Source organism: Candidatus Pyrohabitans sp., assembly GCF_054014795.1.
This window is the reverse complement of record NZ_JBPMGE010000093.1, coordinates 12,871-30,249: the sequence shown is the minus strand read 5'-3', so window position 1 is coordinate 30,249 and position 17,379 is coordinate 12,871. Positions and strand designations below refer to the sequence as shown.

At 48.8% G+C, this 17,379-nt stretch carries 18 protein-coding genes and 1 tRNA gene; 14 read left to right on the top strand and 5 right to left on the bottom strand.

Annotated features, from left to right (window positions below; all coding sequences use genetic code 11):
• Positions 1 to 28 precede the first annotated feature (28 nt).
• Positions 29 to 101: transfer RNA gene (locus ACXJJW_RS09905), tRNA-Gln, on the top strand.
• A 146-nt stretch (positions 102 to 247) separates the two neighbouring features.
• Here ACXJJW_RS09905 and ACXJJW_RS09900 read toward each other — a convergent pair.
• The 3 genes from ACXJJW_RS09900 to ACXJJW_RS09890 all read right to left on the bottom strand — a co-directional run bounded on the left by ACXJJW_RS09900 (position 248) and on the right by ACXJJW_RS09890 (position 3,130).
• A complete protein-coding gene (locus ACXJJW_RS09900; RefSeq protein ID WP_456475584.1) occupies positions 248 to 1,021 on the bottom strand; it encodes a C-GCAxxG-C-C family protein in 774 nt (257 codons plus the stop codon).
• A 225-nt stretch (positions 1,022 to 1,246) separates the two neighbouring features.
• A complete protein-coding gene (locus ACXJJW_RS09895; protein WP_456475583.1) occupies positions 1,247 to 2,119 on the bottom strand; it encodes a helix-turn-helix transcriptional regulator in 873 nt (290 codons plus the stop codon).
• A 114-nt stretch (positions 2,120 to 2,233) separates the two neighbouring features.
• The gene (locus ACXJJW_RS09890) at positions 2,234 to 3,130 is read right to left on the bottom strand and encodes a helix-turn-helix transcriptional regulator (RefSeq protein ID WP_456475582.1); all 897 of its coding nucleotides are present in this window, start codon (positions 3,128 to 3,130) and stop codon (positions 2,234 to 2,236) included.
• 131 nt (positions 3,131 to 3,261) lie between these two features.
• On the opposite strand from ACXJJW_RS09890, the gene ACXJJW_RS09885 reads away from it, so the two are divergent.
• From ACXJJW_RS09885 to ACXJJW_RS09825, 13 genes are all read left to right on the top strand, one after another.
• The gene (locus ACXJJW_RS09885) at positions 3,262 to 4,386 is read left to right on the top strand and encodes an outer membrane protein assembly factor BamB family protein (protein WP_456475581.1); all 1,125 of its coding nucleotides are present in this window, start codon (positions 3,262 to 3,264) and stop codon (positions 4,384 to 4,386) included.
• Positions 4,367 to 4,804: a M67 family metallopeptidase gene (locus ACXJJW_RS09880; RefSeq protein ID WP_456475580.1), complete on the top strand. Its 438-nt coding sequence runs from the start codon at positions 4,367 to 4,369 to the stop codon at positions 4,802 to 4,804. Before ACXJJW_RS09885 ends, ACXJJW_RS09880 begins: the two co-directional genes overlap by 20 nt.
• 173 nt (positions 4,805 to 4,977) lie before the next feature.
• Entirely contained in the window at positions 4,978 to 6,180 is a 1,203-nt protein-coding gene (locus ACXJJW_RS09875) for an ABC transporter permease (protein WP_456475579.1), read from the top strand.
• Positions 6,181 to 6,852 (top strand): ABC transporter ATP-binding protein, encoded by a 672-nt coding sequence (locus ACXJJW_RS09870; protein WP_456475578.1) that lies wholly within the window; start codon positions 6,181 to 6,183, stop codon positions 6,850 to 6,852.
• Positions 6,853 to 6,970: 118 nt separating this feature from the next.
• Entirely contained in the window at positions 6,971 to 7,894 is a 924-nt protein-coding gene (locus tag ACXJJW_RS09865; protein ID WP_456475577.1) for a LysR family transcriptional regulator, read from the top strand.
• A complete protein-coding gene (locus ACXJJW_RS09860) occupies positions 7,891 to 8,418 on the top strand; it encodes a hypothetical protein (protein ID WP_456475576.1) in 528 nt (175 codons plus the stop codon). Before ACXJJW_RS09865 ends, ACXJJW_RS09860 begins: the two co-directional genes overlap by 4 nt.
• On the top strand, positions 8,419 to 8,637 hold the full coding sequence (locus ACXJJW_RS09855; protein ID WP_456475575.1) for a sulfurtransferase TusA family protein: 219 nt from the start codon (positions 8,419 to 8,421) through the stop codon (positions 8,635 to 8,637).
• A 4-nt stretch (positions 8,638 to 8,641) separates the two neighbouring features.
• Entirely contained in the window at positions 8,642 to 9,112 is a 471-nt protein-coding gene (locus ACXJJW_RS09850) for a YeeE/YedE thiosulfate transporter family protein (RefSeq protein WP_456475574.1), read from the top strand.
• Positions 9,113 to 9,643 (top strand): YeeE/YedE thiosulfate transporter family protein, encoded by a 531-nt coding sequence (locus ACXJJW_RS09845; protein ID WP_456475573.1) that lies wholly within the window; start codon positions 9,113 to 9,115, stop codon positions 9,641 to 9,643.
• A 43-nt stretch (positions 9,644 to 9,686) separates the two neighbouring features.
• Positions 9,687 to 10,451: a thioredoxin family protein gene (locus ACXJJW_RS09840; protein ID WP_456475572.1), complete on the top strand. Its 765-nt coding sequence runs from the start codon at positions 9,687 to 9,689 to the stop codon at positions 10,449 to 10,451.
• Positions 10,452 to 10,731: 280 nt separating this feature from the next.
• Positions 10,732 to 11,877: a sulfurtransferase gene (locus tag ACXJJW_RS09835; RefSeq protein WP_456475571.1), complete on the top strand. Its 1,146-nt coding sequence runs from the start codon at positions 10,732 to 10,734 to the stop codon at positions 11,875 to 11,877.
• 195 nt (positions 11,878 to 12,072) lie between these two features.
• A complete protein-coding gene (locus ACXJJW_RS09830) occupies positions 12,073 to 13,479 on the top strand; it encodes an FAD-dependent oxidoreductase (RefSeq protein WP_456475570.1) in 1,407 nt (468 codons plus the stop codon).
• Complete coding sequence (locus ACXJJW_RS09825) at positions 13,476 to 14,924, top strand: B12-binding domain-containing radical SAM protein (RefSeq protein WP_456475569.1); 1,449 nt, start codon at positions 13,476 to 13,478, stop codon at positions 14,922 to 14,924. Before ACXJJW_RS09830 ends, ACXJJW_RS09825 begins: the two co-directional genes overlap by 4 nt.
• A gap of 13 nt (positions 14,925 to 14,937) precedes the next feature.
• Here the strand turns inward: ACXJJW_RS09825 and ACXJJW_RS09820 are convergent, their stop codons facing one another.
• On the bottom strand, positions 14,938 to 16,092 hold the full coding sequence (locus ACXJJW_RS09820; RefSeq protein ID WP_456475568.1) for a hypothetical protein: 1,155 nt from the start codon (positions 16,090 to 16,092) through the stop codon (positions 14,938 to 14,940).
• 45 nt (positions 16,093 to 16,137) lie between these two features.
• Positions 16,138 to 17,358 carry a cysteine--tRNA ligase gene (gene cysS, locus ACXJJW_RS09815; protein WP_456475567.1) on the bottom strand — a complete coding sequence of 407 codons (1,221 nt, stop codon included), beginning with the start codon at positions 17,356 to 17,358 and terminating at the stop codon, positions 16,138 to 16,140.
• Between the last annotated feature and the right edge of the window lie 21 nt (positions 17,359 to 17,379).

Genomic DNA, 17,379 nt, shown 5'->3' with positions numbered 1-17,379 from the left:
AGTCGTTAAAGCTTACATAAAAACTGACAGCCCCGTAGTGTAGCGGTCAATCATGCGGGACTCTGGATCCTGCGACGGCGGTTCGAATCCGCCCGGGGCTATATCATAGCGGTATTGACTGGCGGGAAATACCGCAATATGATGGTGCAACTGTCTGCAGTTGTGTTCAGAATCCATCGGGGCTATTATCTTCTTTCGTCAGAATAAGATTTCAACACATGTAAAAAAGAAAAAATAAGGGGTATCCTTAAACCCCTGGAAGTTTTGGTATTTTTGAGCCGTGACAATCGACACAGTTATTCTGAGAGGGCATCTGGTGTGTCTTGGCTTGAGAGCCATGGACTGGCTTGTACTTGCCATCTGCCCAGTCATTCAAAAGCTCCACCGTTTTCACTGCCACATCTGCCGAAAGTCTGGCACACCTCTCCTTTCTTTCAGGTGAAAAGAATTTAACATCTTCCTTCTCCATCCACCTGCCGACTGAGATGTGACAGAGGGGTGAGTTGCTCGTACTCTTATTTTTGATATTTGCTTTTGGGCTTGCGGGTGTATAAATTGGTAGATTTGTCTGGGTATACCAGGCCATCACGTCATTGAGTATTTTTTCACCTTCTCTACCCGCTATAAGACCAGTGGCAAACCCTGCCCCAAGTAATGTTCCACATATTGTTCCCCAGCCCAGTACACCACCATGCCCCCACCTGGTCGATTCTACAGGGAATGAGGCGTATGGTTCTCCGACTGTTTCCTGAAGTGGAATAAGTATAGCGCTCGCAACTGCATAGCTGCAAAAGTCCTTATACCAGTTCTCATAGGCTATCTTCGCGGCTTTGTTAGGGTCTATTTTTTTGTATGGCCATGGCCATTTATGCTTTTCTTCAGGTTTTGACGTACAGCCTGACAGCAGGCCCAGGCCTCCAGAGCCGACAGCCACCCCAATTGCAAACCCTGTTGTTCCGGCAAGGAATGCTCTACGCGACAACCGATTTTTCTCCATTTCTATCGACTTGCTTTCTCCCACAGTTCTCACCCTCCTATATTTTATTTCCTAGGCGACCTCCTGTTTTATATATCTCCTTTTGAAAGGGAGGTGAACATGTGGCAAAAGCCACACGTTCCGGCATAGAAATGCCAATCTTTTATAAAACAGGGAATATATTTATATTTTTCTGTTGAAATCTGAAATTTTATTTAAATTTACATTCTTTGATTCGCATTTAAAAGAACTATCACCTGAAAAAAAGCGTCACAACACGTTTTCATCTGTTATATAAATTTTATATGTCCTTTTAAAAGGTTCTCTTCTTATTATACCCTTATTTTCCAGCTTAGAAAGCGTCTGACTCACCTTTGGCCTGGAAAATGGGATGCATTCTGCTTTCCAGATGTCATTCTGCAGGGCAACTCCACCTTTCGCCTTAATAAGAGATAGAATAAGCTCTTCATCGTCAGTGAGCTCAATTTTGCGGTTTTTTGATAAAGATGGTGTAATTTTTTTAATTTGTCTCCTATTTATCCTTTTGTAATAAGTTAAGCATATCGCAGAGATCAATACCGCTGCAAAAACAAGAATTGCGTAGTAGTATCCATGTTTGTTCTTTACAGGATAAAAAATCCCTACCTGGAATGATTCGTCTGCCCTTAGACTCCTGTTCCAGATGAGGATAGCCTGTCCGTCTTGGATATTTATGTAGTCCGGTGCAACTGTCACATCCCTCGAAGCTCTAGAGGGGAAATTAGCAGACACAACATCCGGGAAGGAATTCTCAGGCAGCTTAACAGCGAGGAGAAGGTTCTCCACAAAATATGGGAAGCAAATCTCCCTGTAGTAAAAATACTCCTTTCCGATCATCCTGCTCTCCGTCCTGATTAAGGCTCTAATCTCATGCTTCCCAGGAGGAACTAAGATACCCTCTCCCGTAACATCAATATCCTCCCCTACCACCTGCACATCACCTTGGATTGGAATCAGCACCTCTTCGTCAGATTCCACATAAATTAACATTAACTCCTCGCCTTTCTCCAAATCTGCATTGACATCGACCTTCTTCAGTATAGTTTCTCCATGTACCACAGGCATGGTAAAAGCAATCAGCACCACAAACCAGAGAAGTCTCATATCTGAAAAGGCATCTGAAGTGGTATTTATATTTATCAATTGAAAACGTAATATTCAAAATAAAAATTATCTATATTTAACATAAAACCATGTCTATGCAGGGTATATACGTCACTAAACGTTAAGCTTCACCCTGAACGTCTTTTTATAAGGTTCGCGCACTATTAGCCCACGAGACTCAAGTTCAGAGATTATCCTGCTCACTTTAGGTCGCGAGAATGGGAGAATTTCGCTCTTCCAGATGGTCTCCTGGAGCACCTCACCTCCCTGACTGCGGATGAACTCCACTATTGCGCGTTCTTCCTCGTTAAGGAAGATACTGGCAACCTCCACACGCCGCCTGCGTTTTGCATAGTGGAATCCCACGAGGAACGTAAGAGATGCCATAAGTAGTGTTGCTATGAGAAGATAGTTGGCGCGTTCTTTTTCCGGAAGATGTATACCCACCTCAAAGCTCTCTCCCGGCTTCAGGGTTCTTTCCCACATCAGTGCCACCCTGCCGTCCTGAATGGCAACACCATCGGGAGGGATGCTTGTACTCCTCTGGAATGTGTCTGAAGAGCAGCAGTTGGGTATGCTGCGGTTGAAGGTTCTGGTCTCTGGAAAGACGCCCTCCGGGAATATTACAAGAAGACGAAAGGTGTCGATATTATAGGGGGTGGAGAATCCCTTGTAAAAGTATGTACCTTCGTTGAAATTGATCTTATCAACTGCCTTCATGGTGAAGGCGATATCTTCCCCCTCTTTTAGAGGCTGCGGAAAGTACACCCTCTTTTTAACCCCAAACCCTTCGATTTTCAGTTGCTCACCACTTGCATAGGCTTTTAAAGGCAGGTGAAAGGCAAAATCGAAGTATCTCAGCCCCTCTATCTTAGAGGTCAGGTCCACATTAAACTCCTCTTCACCTGTTTGCAGGTCTATAGTCACAGTTATCCTGTTTATATGGTAATCGCCGCCCTCGCGGGCTATACCAGAGGGAAGCATGAGAAGGAAGATACTGAACCACGCCATCTGTATATGCAAAGGTGGTATTTTCATCACATCCTTTAGTATTATCTAACATCTAAACTCCAGTTGTAAGCCTTTGTTATACTGCAAAAATCTGCGAAAATTTTAATACGCATAAAAAACTATGGTTTATTATGCGTTCATTCTTCGTTACTCTGCTTCTGCTTGCGCTTATTACCGGATGCACATCGAGCAGGCCCCTGAAGGACATAAACAGCGAGGGTCCCGGATGGGTCATGTTCCAGCACGACCTCAAGCACAGCGGCGTCGCACAGGAGGAGGAAGTGCCTCCCCTGAAGCTTCTCTGGCAGAGTGCTACACAGGGGCAGATTGGCTATTCTTCTCCAGTGCTGGCTCAGGGCAAGGTGCTCATTGGCAGCACTGACTGGCATCTATACGCCTTCGATGCCAAAAGCGGGAAAGTGCTGTGGAAGTTCCCCACTGGCAGTGAGGTGCACTCCACACCAGCGGTAGCCGGGGGTAAGGTGTACATCGGCAGCTACGACGGCTCACTCTACTGTCTCAACCTAACCACTGGAGAGAAGCTCTGGAGGTACAAGACGAAGGGTGAGATTCTTACATCACCGGCGGTGGCCGGTGGCATAGTGTATTTCGGCTCCTTCGACGGCTCCATAATAGCCCTTAACGCCGAGAACGGCAGGAAGCTGTGGGAGAAGAAGACCAGAGGGCAGGTACACTCCTCGCCGGCAGTTGCCAGCGGCAGGGTGTTTATCTCCTCTTACCATGAGCACAGGGTTTATGCGCTGGATGCAATGACAGGAAAAACGCTGTGGAGCTTTGAAACCGGGGGATTTATACACGCCTCGCCTGCGGTCTATAATAACAGGGTGTACATCCCCTCAAAGGACTCTTTCCTTTACAGCCTGGACGCTGAAACCGGCAGAGAAGTGTGGAGCTTTGAAACCGGCGCACCCATAGATTCCACGCCCGCTATCTCTATGGGCAGGGTTTTCTTTGCAAGCTACGACGGCTATGTGTATGCGGTGGACGCTGAAACCGGCGAAGAGGTGTGGAAAACAGAGGTAGGTTCGCGTTTTATTGGTTCCCCAACTGTCTCGGGCAGGGTGGTGTACATCGGCGCGCTGGATGGAAATCTCTACGCCCTCAGCGCTGAGAGCGGGAAGATGCTATGGAATTACACTGTGGGCAACATGACATACTCCTCAGCAGCCATTGCAGAGGGCAGGGTCTTCATCTCCAGCCTAGACGGCGTCATCTATGCACTGGCCCATGAGTGAGAGAATGGCAATGCTGGTTCTAACCAGAAAGCTGGCGGATGAAATTTTCAGGGACGCTAAGAATAGGGCCCCCCGGGAAGCGTGCGGTATAGTGGCGGGGCATGTTAAGGGTAAGCGCAAGCTTGCGATGGCGGTTTACCCGTGCAGGAATGTCTCCCGCAACCCCCTTGTAAGGTACACCATAGCCCCTGAAGACCTGGTAAAAGCGCTGAGCGACATTGAGGCAAGGGGGATGGAGGTTCTGGGGTTTTACCACTCCCATCCAATGGGAAGCATCACACCCTCTGGTATAGACCAGACAAAGGCGAGCTGGGATAGAGCCTCCTATATTATTGCAAACCTGAAGGGGGAGATAGCCTCCTGGGTCTGGGACGAGGAGGCAAAGAGATTCAGAAGGGAGGAGGTTGAGATTAAGTAGAGCAGGTTTTAAGAGGCGCATCTGCGGTTGAAAAATACCGCAACCTGTAATAAAACATAGCTTAGGCAATGATTTTCCAGTGAAACAGGATAAAATGCATCAGAACGTGAAAAGAGCCCCAGCAGGACTGAACAAAATATTTATTAACTCCTCTCTCCTAAAACAGCATACCCATGAAGATGGACCTACTCTACCTTGCGCTGCAGAACATAAAAAAGAGGAAGTTTCGCACCGTGGGTGTGGTCATAGCTATAGCCATAGCCTCGGCTACGCTCTTCTCCTCAATTATAATTATGAAGAGTATGTCCTCTTCTCTTGAGCTTGGGATAGCTCAACTTGGTGCAGACGTAATGGTGGTGCCTCGCGGCGCGGAAGAGCCCCTCAGCGCAATCCTTCTGGGTAGTGCCCCATCGACGCAGTATATGAGCAGGAAGTACGAGGAACGCATTGCAGCCATAGAGGGCGTGGAGAAGATTGCACCACTCGTATTTCTGGAGACCTCCGACCAGAAATGCTGCTTCAAGCCCGGTATATTCATAATAGGCTTCGATCCAGGAAAGGACTTCATAATAAAGCCTTGGGTGGAGAAACAGCTTGGCAGTCTCAAGGCGTTTGAGACAATCGCGGGCTCCGGCTATGACTGGGTTCCGGGGTTCGAGGTTTACCTTTACGGGTTCCCCTTCACTATTGGTGCGAAGATGCCCAGCACAGGCGTTGCCTATTTTGATAAGGGTATCTTCATGCCCCTTGACCGGCTCTACTGGATGGCGAAGCGCTCTCGGGAGTATGATGATATCGCAGATATTGCGCTGCGCCCGGGGGAGGTTTCTGCGCTTGTTATACAGGTTGCGCCCGGTGCTGATAGTGAGCGCATAGCAAAGGCGATTGAATTCTACTTTCCTGAGCTGAATGCTGTGGTCGCTCAGAAAGCTCTGGGCAACGTAAAGAAGCAGATGCAGGTGCTGCTGCGCAGCCTCCTTGCCCTGAGCGCCTTCACCTGGCTAACGGCGGTGATTCTCGTCTCTGTAATCCTCTCAATGAGTGTCAATGAGCGCCGCCGCGAGTTTGGAATACTGCGCGCCTTAGGCGCGACGAAGCGCTTTATCTTCGGCGAAGTTATCGCGGAGGCGTACATCCTGGCAACATTCGGAAGCGTCCTCGGCATGCTCACGGGCTACGCCTTTCTAACAGGCTTCCAGGACTTCGTGATAAGCTACCTGAACATGCCCTACCTCATACCCAACAAGTTCTACGTGGCTGTGATAAGCTTTGTGATAATCGATGTATCACTGTTCCTGAGCACCCTGGCAAGCTTTTACCCTGCCTACAGGAGTGCAGAGCTTGAGCCCTACGAGGCAATAAGGTCGGGTGAGTAGATGGTTGTCGAGACCCACAGGCTGACCAAGATATACCGGCTGGGTGAGCAGGAGGTTGAGGCGGTTCGTAATGTTAATCTCACCGTAGAAGAGGGTGAGTTCATCTCCATAGTTGGGCACTCCGGCAGTGGGAAGACAACGCTGCTCTCGCTGATAGGCGGACTTACAAAACCCACCTTCGGGGAGGTGCTCATTGATGGTATTGACATCTGGAGCCTGAACGACGAGAAGCTTTCTCGCCTGAGGAATAAGAAGATAGGTTTCATGTTCCAGTTTTCCAGTTTAATTCCGACACTTTCGGTGAGGGACAACATGCTTCTGCCAGCGGCCCTCTCCGGAAAGGTTGGAAGTGAGGAGTCACGAAGAGCGCGGGTACTTCTGGAGCTTGTTGGTCTGCAGGACAAGATAAACGCCTACCCCACGCAGCTCTCCGGTGGACAGCAACGGCGTGTCGCAATTGCGAGGGCATTCATGAACAGCCCGCAGATTATTCTCGCCGATGAGCCAACTGGAGACCTGGACGAGGAGTCTGAGATTCAGGTGATGGACCTGCTCAAAACCATGAATGAATCTGAGGGTACAACCATCCTGCTGGTCACCCACAGCCATGAGCTTGCAGCGCAGACGCAGCGCATGCTTGTGATGAAAAACGGCCAACTTATTGAAAAATGAGATTGTTATATTATAAAAAATATTTCTAAAAGCTTGAGATTATTTAAAATGCCCGCTTTATACTAATTTCGAAAAATCTTAAAGTGGTTATCGAAATAATAAAAAAAGGTGCTGCCGTGTGAAGCTCAGGCTTGATTACCTTCAAACTTTTAAGGAGGTTGTTGAAGAGGGAAGTTTTCTCGGCGCCTCAAAGTCGCAGGGTATGAGTGTGAGCACAATAAGCCTGCATATCGATGCTGTAGAGAAGTTTTTTGAGGCGAGACTTCTTGAGCGAAATGTGAGTGGTGTGAGACTCACCAGGGAGGGAGAAATTGCCTACAACGGCATAAATGAGGTTTTTGCCCTTCTTGAAAAGACGAAGAAGGGGATAAAGAACCTGAGCACAAAGATTGTAAACATAGGTATAGGGTGCGTGGGCGTTCCCATAATTGCAGAGATTCAAATGGGCTACAAGGCTGTCCGTCCTGATGTGGATGTGAGGGTGAAGCTTACCGGCGAGTACACCTGCCTAGAGCTTTTAGAGCACGGGGAGGTAAGCGTTGTTCTCGCAGGTTATCCGACGCTCCTAAAGCTGGGCGATGGCTACCGCGTTGAGGAGATAGGCTACGACCGCTTTGTTCTGATAGTCCCACCCACCCACGAGCTGGCCAAGAAATCAGAGGTCACCGTGGAGGATGTGCTCTCCTATCCCATGGTCACGCTGAATAAGGGCTACAGCAGCACCGCCATCGAGGACACCCTGCGAGAGCTGAAAAACATAGAGAATGAGCAGAAGATTGAGTGCAGTGTAAACGATATATTCTCCCAGATTTATGGCGTCTCCTCGGGACTGGGTACTGCTATCGCAAGTTATGTGCTTTCAAAACGCTACGAAGAGGGAGGTCTTGTTGTAATAAAGGAGATAAAGGACTTCACCGATGAGAGGCCTATATATGCGATAACCACGGAGAAGGCGCTTGAAAATCCGGTCATAGCAGATTTCTATGCATACCTTGTGGACAGAGGGACACTGCTTCTGGAAGGTTACAAGGTGATTAAATGAAGGAGAATTCAAAAAAGTACATCCCATATATATGGCTGGACGACGACACCGGCAACCCCATGATGATGAATGAAAGGTGCACTATAATTTTCAGCGAGGCGCTCAGCACCCTGAGGATAAGTCTCTACAAGATAATCGGCGAAGGTTCTGAGATGCTTCTCCGCCTTATAGGGAGGGATATGGGCAAAAAATATGCACAGCTTGTTCTAAAGCAGTATCCAGAGCTGAAAGAAGTTAGCAAACGCACCCGAATTTATGAACTGTGCTCAATAATACTCAGGAACACGGGTTTCGGGAAGATTAAAATTCTTGAGCTGGACGTGGTTAAACCTGAGATGAAGGCAATAATAGAAGATGCACCTTCTGGTCTGGGTATTAAGTCACTTCCGCCCATATATAACCTGGAGGCCGGGATGCTGTGCGGAATTCTTGAGGAGATTTTTGGGAAGGAGATGATAATTTCTGGCTATAACTTCAATGAGAGCGAGGACAGCTATGAGTTGACAATTACAAAGGTGGAATGAATGCGTATTCTCGACGTACGGGGTGAAATCTGCCCTGTTCCCCTAGTGCGCTGTGTGAATGAGATAAGGAAGATGAAGCCGGGGGAGGTGCTCAGGGTAATTTCAGACCACCCCCCTGCAAAGAAGAGCATTCCCCTGGAGATGGAGGAGCAGGGACATGAGTACACCATAGAGGAAAATGGACCTGAGTTTACTATAACTATAATTGTTAAAGGGTAATAGGATGCGCTACCTTTCGCCAGTTAAAGCGGCACTTCTTCTGGCAATGCTGAATCTTCTTCTGTACATGACGCTTGACCGTCCCTGGAGCATAACCACCGGTGAGAGCAATTTTGTTGCCTATGTTGAAAACTTGTTTGTTCCCGAGCATGTGGCAAACAATGCCTACTTCCAGCGCTATAAACCTGAGCTCAACTGGCGTGTTTACCTGAACCTCGGGATAATCCTGGGTGCATTTGCTGGCGCTTACTTGGGCGGTGATTTTAAGCTGCGCATCCCTCGGATTAAGCTACGCTTTCTTCAGGTTTTTATAGGGGGTTTGCTGATGGGCTATGGTGCTCGCCTAGCTATAGGCTGTAACATCGGCCATATAATGTCGGGTGTACCCCAGCTCGCGATATCCAGTATAATTGCCTTTGCCGCCATAGCCCTCGGTGCCTACATCGGTGGTAAGATATTGATGCGGGTGGTTTGAATGGAGGCTCTGATTGGCTTTGTTTTCGGGGTTGCTATAGGCTTTGTGCTTGAGCGCGGACAGTTCTGTATGGCCTCCGCGTTTAGAGACTTCTTCCTCTTCCGTCATACCCAGATTCTTCGCGCTGTGATGCTCTACCTTGCCCTGCTAACGCCTGCATTCTTCCTCTTTAATCGCATGGGCTTGATTGAAACCTATCCCTACATAAAGGAGGCCGGGCTGTTTACAGTTATGGGAGGGATAATCTTCGGCATAGGTATGGTCCTCGCCGGGGGGTGCGCTTCTGGGACGCTGTACAGGATAGGTGAGGGTTATGTTACCTCGATGGTTGCGCTTCTTGGCATGCTTGTTGGTATTGGTGCCTTCGGTGAGAGTTACATTTTGGTAAAGAAAGTTTTAATGGACACGACAAGTATCGGCAAGCTTACCCTTGCCCAAGCTGTGGATATATCCCAGGGTACGGCGGTGCTCCTGGGCACTATCAGTTTTTTTGCAATTTATCTATGGATGAAGAAGAGCTTCAGGAAGTGATTCATTGAAAATTTTTAAATATAACCTCATGCCTATTGGAATCATGAAATATTTGCCAGTCATCTTAATAATTATAATCTCAGCAGCATGTGTTAAAACTCAGACGGAACTTCCCTTTAATTACAATGAGGAGGATTTCGACATAGCACTAAAGGGTGGTTCACCCGTGATTCTTGAGATAGGTGCCAGCTGGTGCAGGGCGTGCATAGAGCAGCAGCCCATAATTGAAGAACTCAAAAAAGAGCATGAGAATGTAAAATTCTTTCTTGCCAACTATGATACAGAAAAGGAACTTGTGAAAAGATACGGTGTCAGAGGGGTACCATACTTTATTTTCTTTGATTCTGGCGGGAGAGAAGTTATGAGAATTACAGGTTTTCAGGAAAAGGACACGTTAGAAAAGTTTGTTTTTCGAATGCTTTATAAGAATTATACAATAAATGGCACGTATTCCACTTTTGGCGCATTAAAAGAACCAAAGATACATTTGGATAAAGATGCAGTGGTGGTTGAGACGGAAGCTGTGGATAACTTCACAGTGTGGGGTGAAGGTGCTGAGGTGCTTATTAACAATATGACTCTGAGGATTATCAACATTTCACCGGATATATATGGTATCAGAGATTTCGAAACAATGAACATAACCGCAGGCACACCAATAAGGGTTGAAGCGAAGCTACCCGCGAATATTACAGCCTACGAAGCTCTAAACGTTGAGCTCAAGATGGGAATCTGGGATGAGGGGTGCTGCGGAAATTACAGGGAGGTTATCCTGGGAGCAGCCCTTGCCGAAGAACCTGCCCAGTAATATTTGTAGCGTCGTCTTAAATGAAGAGAATTTAAAAGCTGAGCTTGATGCCTTGCCTATGCAGAATTGGTAGTTTCGAATTTAATGTAAGGGCTTTCAGTCTATTTTCGTGGTTTCTGTAAAAGTTTTCGAAAAATTTAAATACATGTTCCTATACCTAATAAATCGGCATGTTTAATGTAAAAACAACAAGGCCTCAGATGTATTAAAAAATAATTTAACAAGAGGAGGTGAAAGTGGTGGAAATTTGCCAACCCGCTAAAATAAGGAGGTGGAGGGTATGAACAAAGGTTTAATGGCGCTGTTTGTAGGAGTGCTGTTTTTTGCCAGTGTTTCGCTGGTAAGTGCAGCAGAGTACCCTGGTCCGCTTGTCTCTATGGACTGGGTTCAGCAGAACCTGGACACAATAAAGAACCCAGACCAGACTGAGATACGCCTTGTTGAAGTGAGCAAGAAGGGATATGACAAGGAGCACATCCCAGGAGCGGTACATGTCAAGTGGAGTAGTGAGGTATTCCCACCCCACACAAACCGTATGGTTCTTGGTCTCGCAGAAATGCAAGTGGTGATGAAGAAACTCGGAGTTACCCCTGATACCCACATAGTGATATACGCTGACAGTCTGACCCAAGCGACACGCTTCTACTGGACGCTGAAGTACTGGAAGGTTGAGAAGGTAAGCGTGATGGACGGCACTAAGAAACTATGGAAGGAAGAGGGACGCCCCTTAACTGCGGATGTACCTGCGGTTGAGCCGCGCGACTACCCTGTTAAGTACCCACCAAACGGAAAGATATACGCCGTGAAAGAGTTTGACGTCATGCGTGGTCTTGCGACAGGCAAGGTTATCTTCGTTGATACTAGGCCTAAGGTTTTCTACGATGGGGAAAAGTTCTCGGTGAGCAAGTGGGTGAGAAGCGGTCACATACCGGGAGCGATTCAGTGGTCAGCCCCTGAGGAAGTCTCCGAAGCTAAGAAGAAGTTCCTTCCCGCCGAAGAGCTAAAGAAGATGGCCGAGGAGAAGGGTATCACTCCCGATAAGGAGATCATAGTGTACTGCAACACTGGTGTTAGGTCTTCGACGACTTGGTTCATACTCCACGAGATCCTGGGGTATCCCAACGTCAAGAACTACGACGGTTCTCTGAGAGAGTGGGCAAACGAGTTATACCTGCCAATGGAGCCAGATAACTTCAACATATACAAGAACTTCCCGAAGACTCCAATGCAGGAAGTAAGAGATGCAGCCTCCGACAACGCCGCTAAGATTGCCGAACTGGAGAAGCAGCTTGCAGAGGTTAAGAAGACCGCTGAAGAGGCAAAAGCCACCGGTAAAGGCGTCTGTGGACCTACCAGCGTTGCTCTCTTGGCCGCACTTCCGCTCGTAGGATATGCGCTCCGCAGGAGGTACATGAAGAGGAACTAAACTCCTCTCTCTTTTTTTATTTTTTATTGTTACTTGACTTCTTATTAAATCTAAAGAAAGAAGGTGCTGTGTGATTTTCTTTGACAATTCCTGGACGTCACTCTGGATAAACATACTGTGCAGGGTGCCGACGTTAAACTCATACCCTTGGTGAGATAAGAAACGAGTAAGAAATCCCTGGAGGTTACCTGAAAGTTGAGTGGAAAATTTGAAACTGCTGTGCTTGGCGCTGGTCTGGCCGGCCTTGCAGCAGCGTATACGCTGGCAAAGGCTAAGAAGCCCGTGATTGTGGTTGAGAAGGGCTCCGAGGCAGGCGGACTTTCACGCACTGTTGTGCACAACGGCTTTCGCTTTGACCTGGGCGGGCACCGCTTCTTCACAAAGAACCAGGAGATAGCTGAGCTTGTGGAAGAGCTGCTCAGCGATGAGCTGGTGGTGTCGAAAAGAAGCAGCAAGATTTTAATGCGGGGTAAGTACTTCGACTATCCCCTTAAACCGGTCAATGCCCTCCTCGGTCTGGGAATGAAGGAGAGTGCAAAGATAGTAATAGACTACTCCCGGGAGAGGCTGCATCCCAGGAAAAGAATAGTCTCCCTGGAGGACTGGGTGGTAGCCCATTTCGGCAGGGAGCTGTTTAACATCTTCTTTAAGGAGTACAGCGAAAAGGTGTGGGGTATAGACTGCAGGCACATAAGTGCAGAGTGGGTGGCTCAGCGCATCCGCGGGCTCTCGCTCAGTGTTGCGCTTAAAGATGCTCTGCTAAAAATCAATCATCGCAAACCAGCGACACTGATAAGGGAGTTCACCTATCCGGCGAAGGGGATAGGAAGGCTGGCAGAGAGATTGAGGGAGGAGATAGCGCCCAACCCAGTGCTTTTGGGCTGTGAGGTAAAGAAGATTATGCATTCACAGGGGAGGATACAGAGTATCACAGCACAGAACTGCGACAGCGAAATTACAATCGAAGCTTCAAACTACATCTCCAGCATTCCCTTCACAAGCATTGTTAGGATGCTCTCCCCCGAGCCGCCTGAAGAGGTGCTCAGCGCAGCCTCCAGGTTGAGGTTCAGAGATACAATTATAGTTGCTGTTATGGTTGACAAACCCAGGGTAACCTCACTGAGCTGGATATATATACCCGAAAAGAAGGTGCCCTTTGGCAGAATACACGAGCCCAACAACTGGAGCCGGGCGATGTCTCCCGAGGGTAAAACCTCCCTTGTGGCTGAGTACTTCTGCTTCTCGGGTGAGAAGCTGTGGAACATGAGCGACCAGGAGCTCGTGCAGCTTACTGTGGAACACCTGGAGGAGCTGGGTTTCCTGAAGGAGGAAGAGGTTATAGATTCCTGCGTGGTACGCGTACCAAAGGCGTACCCGCTGCTTGAGGTGGGATATCACAGGCATTATGAGGTGATATTGGACTATCTCTCAGAATTTGAGAATCTTCAGCTGGTGGGAAGAACAGGGATGTTCCGCTACCATAATATGGACCATGCAATGGAAACAGGGATAAAGGCGGCGAAGAATATCCTAGGCGAGAGACATGACCTGCTCACAGTAAACTGCGTTGCGGAATATATAGAGGAGGTACGTTCGAGGTGAGGGCTGCGCTTGTAATGCCCTCCTGGTTGCCTGAGGAAATATTTCCAACAAAAACCGCAAAGGCGCAGGTGAACTACTGGCAGCCTCTGGGCCTGCTTTATATTGCATCAGCGCTGCGCGAGGCGGGACATGAGGTTAAGTTCCTCGACGGCTCTTTTCTCAATCATGATGAGGTTGTACAGCGCATTAAGGGTTTTGACCCTGATTTTGTCGGGATATATGCGAACACCCCCCTCTGGAAAAAGGCGGTTAAGACGGCAGAGGATGTCAAAAAGGTAAGTGATGCCTTTACCTGCGCCGGTGGACCCTATCCCACGGCGATGGGGGAGAAGGCGCTTGTGGAGGCTGAGGCGGTGGATGCCGTGGTGGTGGGTGAGGGAGAGCTCACCCTGCGCGAGGCTCTGGAAAGGCTGGAAAAGGACAGAAAGCTGGAGGGGGTAAGGGGAATAATTTACAGAGAAGATGGAAGAATCCTGAAAAATCCTCCCCGAAAACCCATCGAAGACCTCGATGCGCTGCCATTCCCTGCGAGGGACCTGCTGGAGGACAAAAACCTCTACATACCGCCAGCCGGAACCTACCGGAGAAAGCCGGTTGCAATAGTTATGACCTCGCGAGGGTGCAATGCGCGCTGCATATACTGCTACCAGCTCACAGGCGAACGCAGGATACGCTACAGAAGTGTTGAGAATGTGCTAGAAGAGATTGAATTCTGCCTGGAGCAGGGTTACCGGGAGATACGCTTCCTGGACGACACCTTTTGCGGTGACTACTCCCGTGCAATGAGAATAGCCGAAGAGATTAAGCGTCGCGGCCTGGATTTCACATGGTTCGTTTCAGCACGCGTGAATCAGGTGGATGAGGCTCTGCTTAAGGCCTTCCGCAGCGCGGGGTGCTGGGCGATTTTCTTCGGCGCAGAGAGCGGGGTGCAGAAGAATCTGAATGCCCTGCGCAAGGGCATAACCCTCGAGCAGACAATGCGAGCAGTTAAGGCTGCGAAGAAGGCGAAGCTGAAGGTGGTCACCGCATTCATCTTTGGCATACCCGGGGAGACCTACGAGGAGGCTTTGAGAACAATCGAGTTTGCCATTGAGCTTGACCCCGACTTTGTGAACTTCCATACGATGACGCCCTTCCCGGGCACAGAGCTCTACGACCGCGTTGATGAGCTCGGAAGGATGTCGGGGCGATGGGAAAATTTCACCTTTGAGGGCGCCGCCTTTATACCTCACACAATGACAAAGGAGGAGATAGAGGAGCTGCGCAGGCTCGCCTTCAAGCGCTTTTACTCCAGACCGCGCTATATCCTGCGCAGACTGCTCGGAATACGCAGCCTGGACGACCTGGGCCTGGTAACCAGAGGCCTGAGAAGCCTGTTCTGGATATGGGTTAAGGAGGACGTGTTTAAAGTAGCGCGTTCAAATAACAATAATGTTAATAAGTAGCCACGGGGAGTATTCAGGATAGCTCGCGGATGAGATATTCTTTAACGATTATTTTGAAGTCCCTGGTATCGTAGGAAACGTAAATCCTATCGTCTACCATGGCAAGATGGGCTCGATTCGCGCTGTTTGCCGGGAGGTCATCTGTAACTTTTGTCTGGCCCAGCAGGTTCCAGTCCTGGTCGAAGGCCTTTAAAATCACATCCCCATAATCCGGGGGTAGCTCGCCCGGTGGGGGTGAGGAGATATCGCCGGTCTGATGGGTGTAGCTCACGAAGTAGCGCCCGTTGCTAAACACAAAGCCCATTGGAAAACGCTCATTTGCCCCTGAAACTGCGGAGATGACCTTTGAATCTATGAAGCTCCAGTCTTCATCATAGCGCATCACGATGAGACTGGAGTCATCCCAGAATCTGTCTGAGGAGACGATGACAAAGGTACCATTTACAAAGAGCATACTTGAACCTATTTCGCTGGGAACATCCATTATCGCAAGCTCGTCCAAAAGCCTCAAATCTGTGCTGTATTTCCATATATGCTGACCAAAGCCAGGAGGAGGTGGTTGTCCCGGCGGCCCAAGTGGCTGTTGCCCTGGTTGTCCCAGCGGTTGGACTGTACCTACATAAAGAAAACCATCAGCATAGGAGAGCAGCATATCATTTATTGGCTCTGGAGCATTGGAAACTACTGTGACGGTTCCTATCTCCTTCCAGTCCCTGTCGAATTTCTTCAGAATTAAATCACCCTTTTCAGGGACGCTGTACACGAGGTAAAAGTGGTTATCTCCGAAGACCATTTGATGGTCCGCCACCCTCTCCCCACTTTTGGTGAGCTGATGTTGTTTCCCGGTGGGAGTGAAATTGCGGTCGTACTCTTTCACGTATACGCGCCCATTATTTTCAAAGGAAACATAAAAGTAGTCGTTGACGGCCAAGATTCCAGAGTAAACCCCATCGCCAACTTCGATTTTCCTCGTCAATCTGAACTCCACAGCAGGTGGGCTTTGGGGAGGCACAGGTGCTGTCGCAGGAGGTGCCTCCAGCCTCGATAGCTGGTTCGGTGGCTGGATGGGAGGTGCCTCTGGCCTCGAGACCTTCTCACCCACGCATCCGCTAATTGCAATTAAAAATATTACACAGAGAATCAAAAAATTTCTCTCCCCTCCAAACATTTTTACCTCCCCTCTTACTATACGTTAGGGTATTTTTCCTCAAACTTAAATCTTACCCATCTTCAAAATCCCCAGCACACTGTCCAGCTCCCTGAGGGTCCTGAGTATCTCTTCTGCATCCTTGCCTCCAACTTCCTTCTCGCGATATGTGTCAACAAAATTAAAAAACGCCCTCAGAGCTTCTTCCACATTGAGGTCGTCATCCATGGCATTTTCAAAGGCGAGCTTCATCCTCCTCAGGTCTTCCCGCACCTCCTCCCGGCTCTCTCCTCCTTCTACCTCTCTAAGCTCCTCGACAAACTCCCTCAGCTCTTCTACCCTTTCTTCAGCCTCTTCCAGCTTCTCAAAGGTGAAGTTGAGCTCCCTGCGGTAGTGCTTTGAAAGGAGCAGGAGTCTAACAGCGATAGGCGAGTATCCCCTTTTAAGCATATCCCTGAGGGTAAAGTAGTTTCTCAGCGTTTTTGACATCTTTTCCCCCTCGATGATTAGGTGCTCGCAGTGAAGCCAGTACCTGGCGAATTGTTTTCCTGTAAGCGCCTCGCAGATACCCTTTCCATTCTCATGATGCGGGAAGATTAGGTCAACACCTCCGGAGTGGATGTCTATGCTCTCCCCCAGGTACTTCAGCGCCATGGCGCTGCACTCGCAGTTCCAGGCGGGTATTCCCCTGCCGAGTTCTGTCTCCCAAGCTACCGCCTGCCTCTCACCCCATGGTATCCATAGAGCGAAGTGGGCAGGCTGTGTATAGTCCTCCCTCTTCGCCCTTCGCCTCACCTTTTTAACAGGTCTTTTTCCTGAAAGGGAGCCATACTCTTTGAAGGAGTTCACATCAAAATATACAGTGCCGTCCTCTGCCCTGAAGGCATAGCCCCTTTCAAGGAGCTCCTTCGCTATCCTCACCATCTCCGGTATGTGCTCACTCGCTCGAGGATAATACTCAGCCCTCTCCATGTTCAGCCTTGCCAGATCCTCAAAAAATGCCCTCTCATAATGAGATGTGATTTCCTTTAATCCAACCCTCTTGCGCTTTGCCCTCTCAATGGTTTTCTCATCCACGTCCGTTATATTCATCACCTGCTTTACCCTGTAGCCCCTGTACCTGAGCCACCTCCTCAGCAAATCCTGAAACACAAAGGTGCGAAAGTTGCCTATATGAGCATAGTCGTGCACAGTGGGACCGCAGGTGTAGATGGAAACCTCTCCCTGTTTTAGAGGTATAAAAGGCTCCTTTTTTCGTGTAGCGGTATTGTAAAGCACAAATACCATGCCGGGAACACCTCACTCTAA

What these genes read in the sequence shown, in the direction of transcription:
- ACXJJW_RS09895 (WP_456475583.1), bottom strand. Translation starts at nt 2,119, where the DNA reads ATGAGACTTCTCTGGTTTGTGGTGCTGATTGCTTTTACCATGCCTGTG.
- ACXJJW_RS09890 (WP_456475582.1), bottom strand. Translation starts at nt 3,130, where the DNA reads ATGGCGTGGTTCAGTATCTTCCTTCTCATGCTTCCCTCTGGTATAGCC.
- ACXJJW_RS09885 (WP_456475581.1), top strand. Translation starts at nt 3,262, where the DNA reads ATGCGTTCATTCTTCGTTACTCTGCTTCTGCTTGCGCTTATTACCGGA.
- ACXJJW_RS09880 (WP_456475580.1), top strand. Translation starts at nt 4,367, where the DNA reads ATGCACTGGCCCATGAGTGAGAGAATGGCAATGCTGGTTCTAACCAGA.
- ACXJJW_RS09875 (WP_456475579.1), top strand. Translation starts at nt 4,978, where the DNA reads ATGAAGATGGACCTACTCTACCTTGCGCTGCAGAACATAAAAAAGAGG.
- ACXJJW_RS09870 (WP_456475578.1), top strand. Translation starts at nt 6,181, where the DNA reads ATGGTTGTCGAGACCCACAGGCTGACCAAGATATACCGGCTGGGTGAG.
- ACXJJW_RS09860 (WP_456475576.1), top strand. Translation starts at nt 7,891, where the DNA reads ATGAAGGAGAATTCAAAAAAGTACATCCCATATATATGGCTGGACGAC.
- ACXJJW_RS09855 (WP_456475575.1), top strand. Translation starts at nt 8,419, where the DNA reads ATGCGTATTCTCGACGTACGGGGTGAAATCTGCCCTGTTCCCCTAGTG.
- ACXJJW_RS09850 (WP_456475574.1), top strand. Translation starts at nt 8,642, where the DNA reads ATGCGCTACCTTTCGCCAGTTAAAGCGGCACTTCTTCTGGCAATGCTG.
- ACXJJW_RS09845 (WP_456475573.1), top strand. Translation starts at nt 9,113, where the DNA reads ATGGAGGCTCTGATTGGCTTTGTTTTCGGGGTTGCTATAGGCTTTGTG.
- ACXJJW_RS09840 (WP_456475572.1), top strand. Translation starts at nt 9,687, where the DNA reads ATGAAATATTTGCCAGTCATCTTAATAATTATAATCTCAGCAGCATGT.
- ACXJJW_RS09835 (WP_456475571.1), top strand. Translation starts at nt 10,732, where the DNA reads ATGAACAAAGGTTTAATGGCGCTGTTTGTAGGAGTGCTGTTTTTTGCC.
- ACXJJW_RS09820 (WP_456475568.1), bottom strand. Translation starts at nt 16,092, where the DNA reads ATGTTTGGAGGGGAGAGAAATTTTTTGATTCTCTGTGTAATATTTTTA.
- cysS (WP_456475567.1), bottom strand. Translation starts at nt 17,358, where the DNA reads ATGGTATTTGTGCTTTACAATACCGCTACACGAAAAAAGGAGCCTTTT.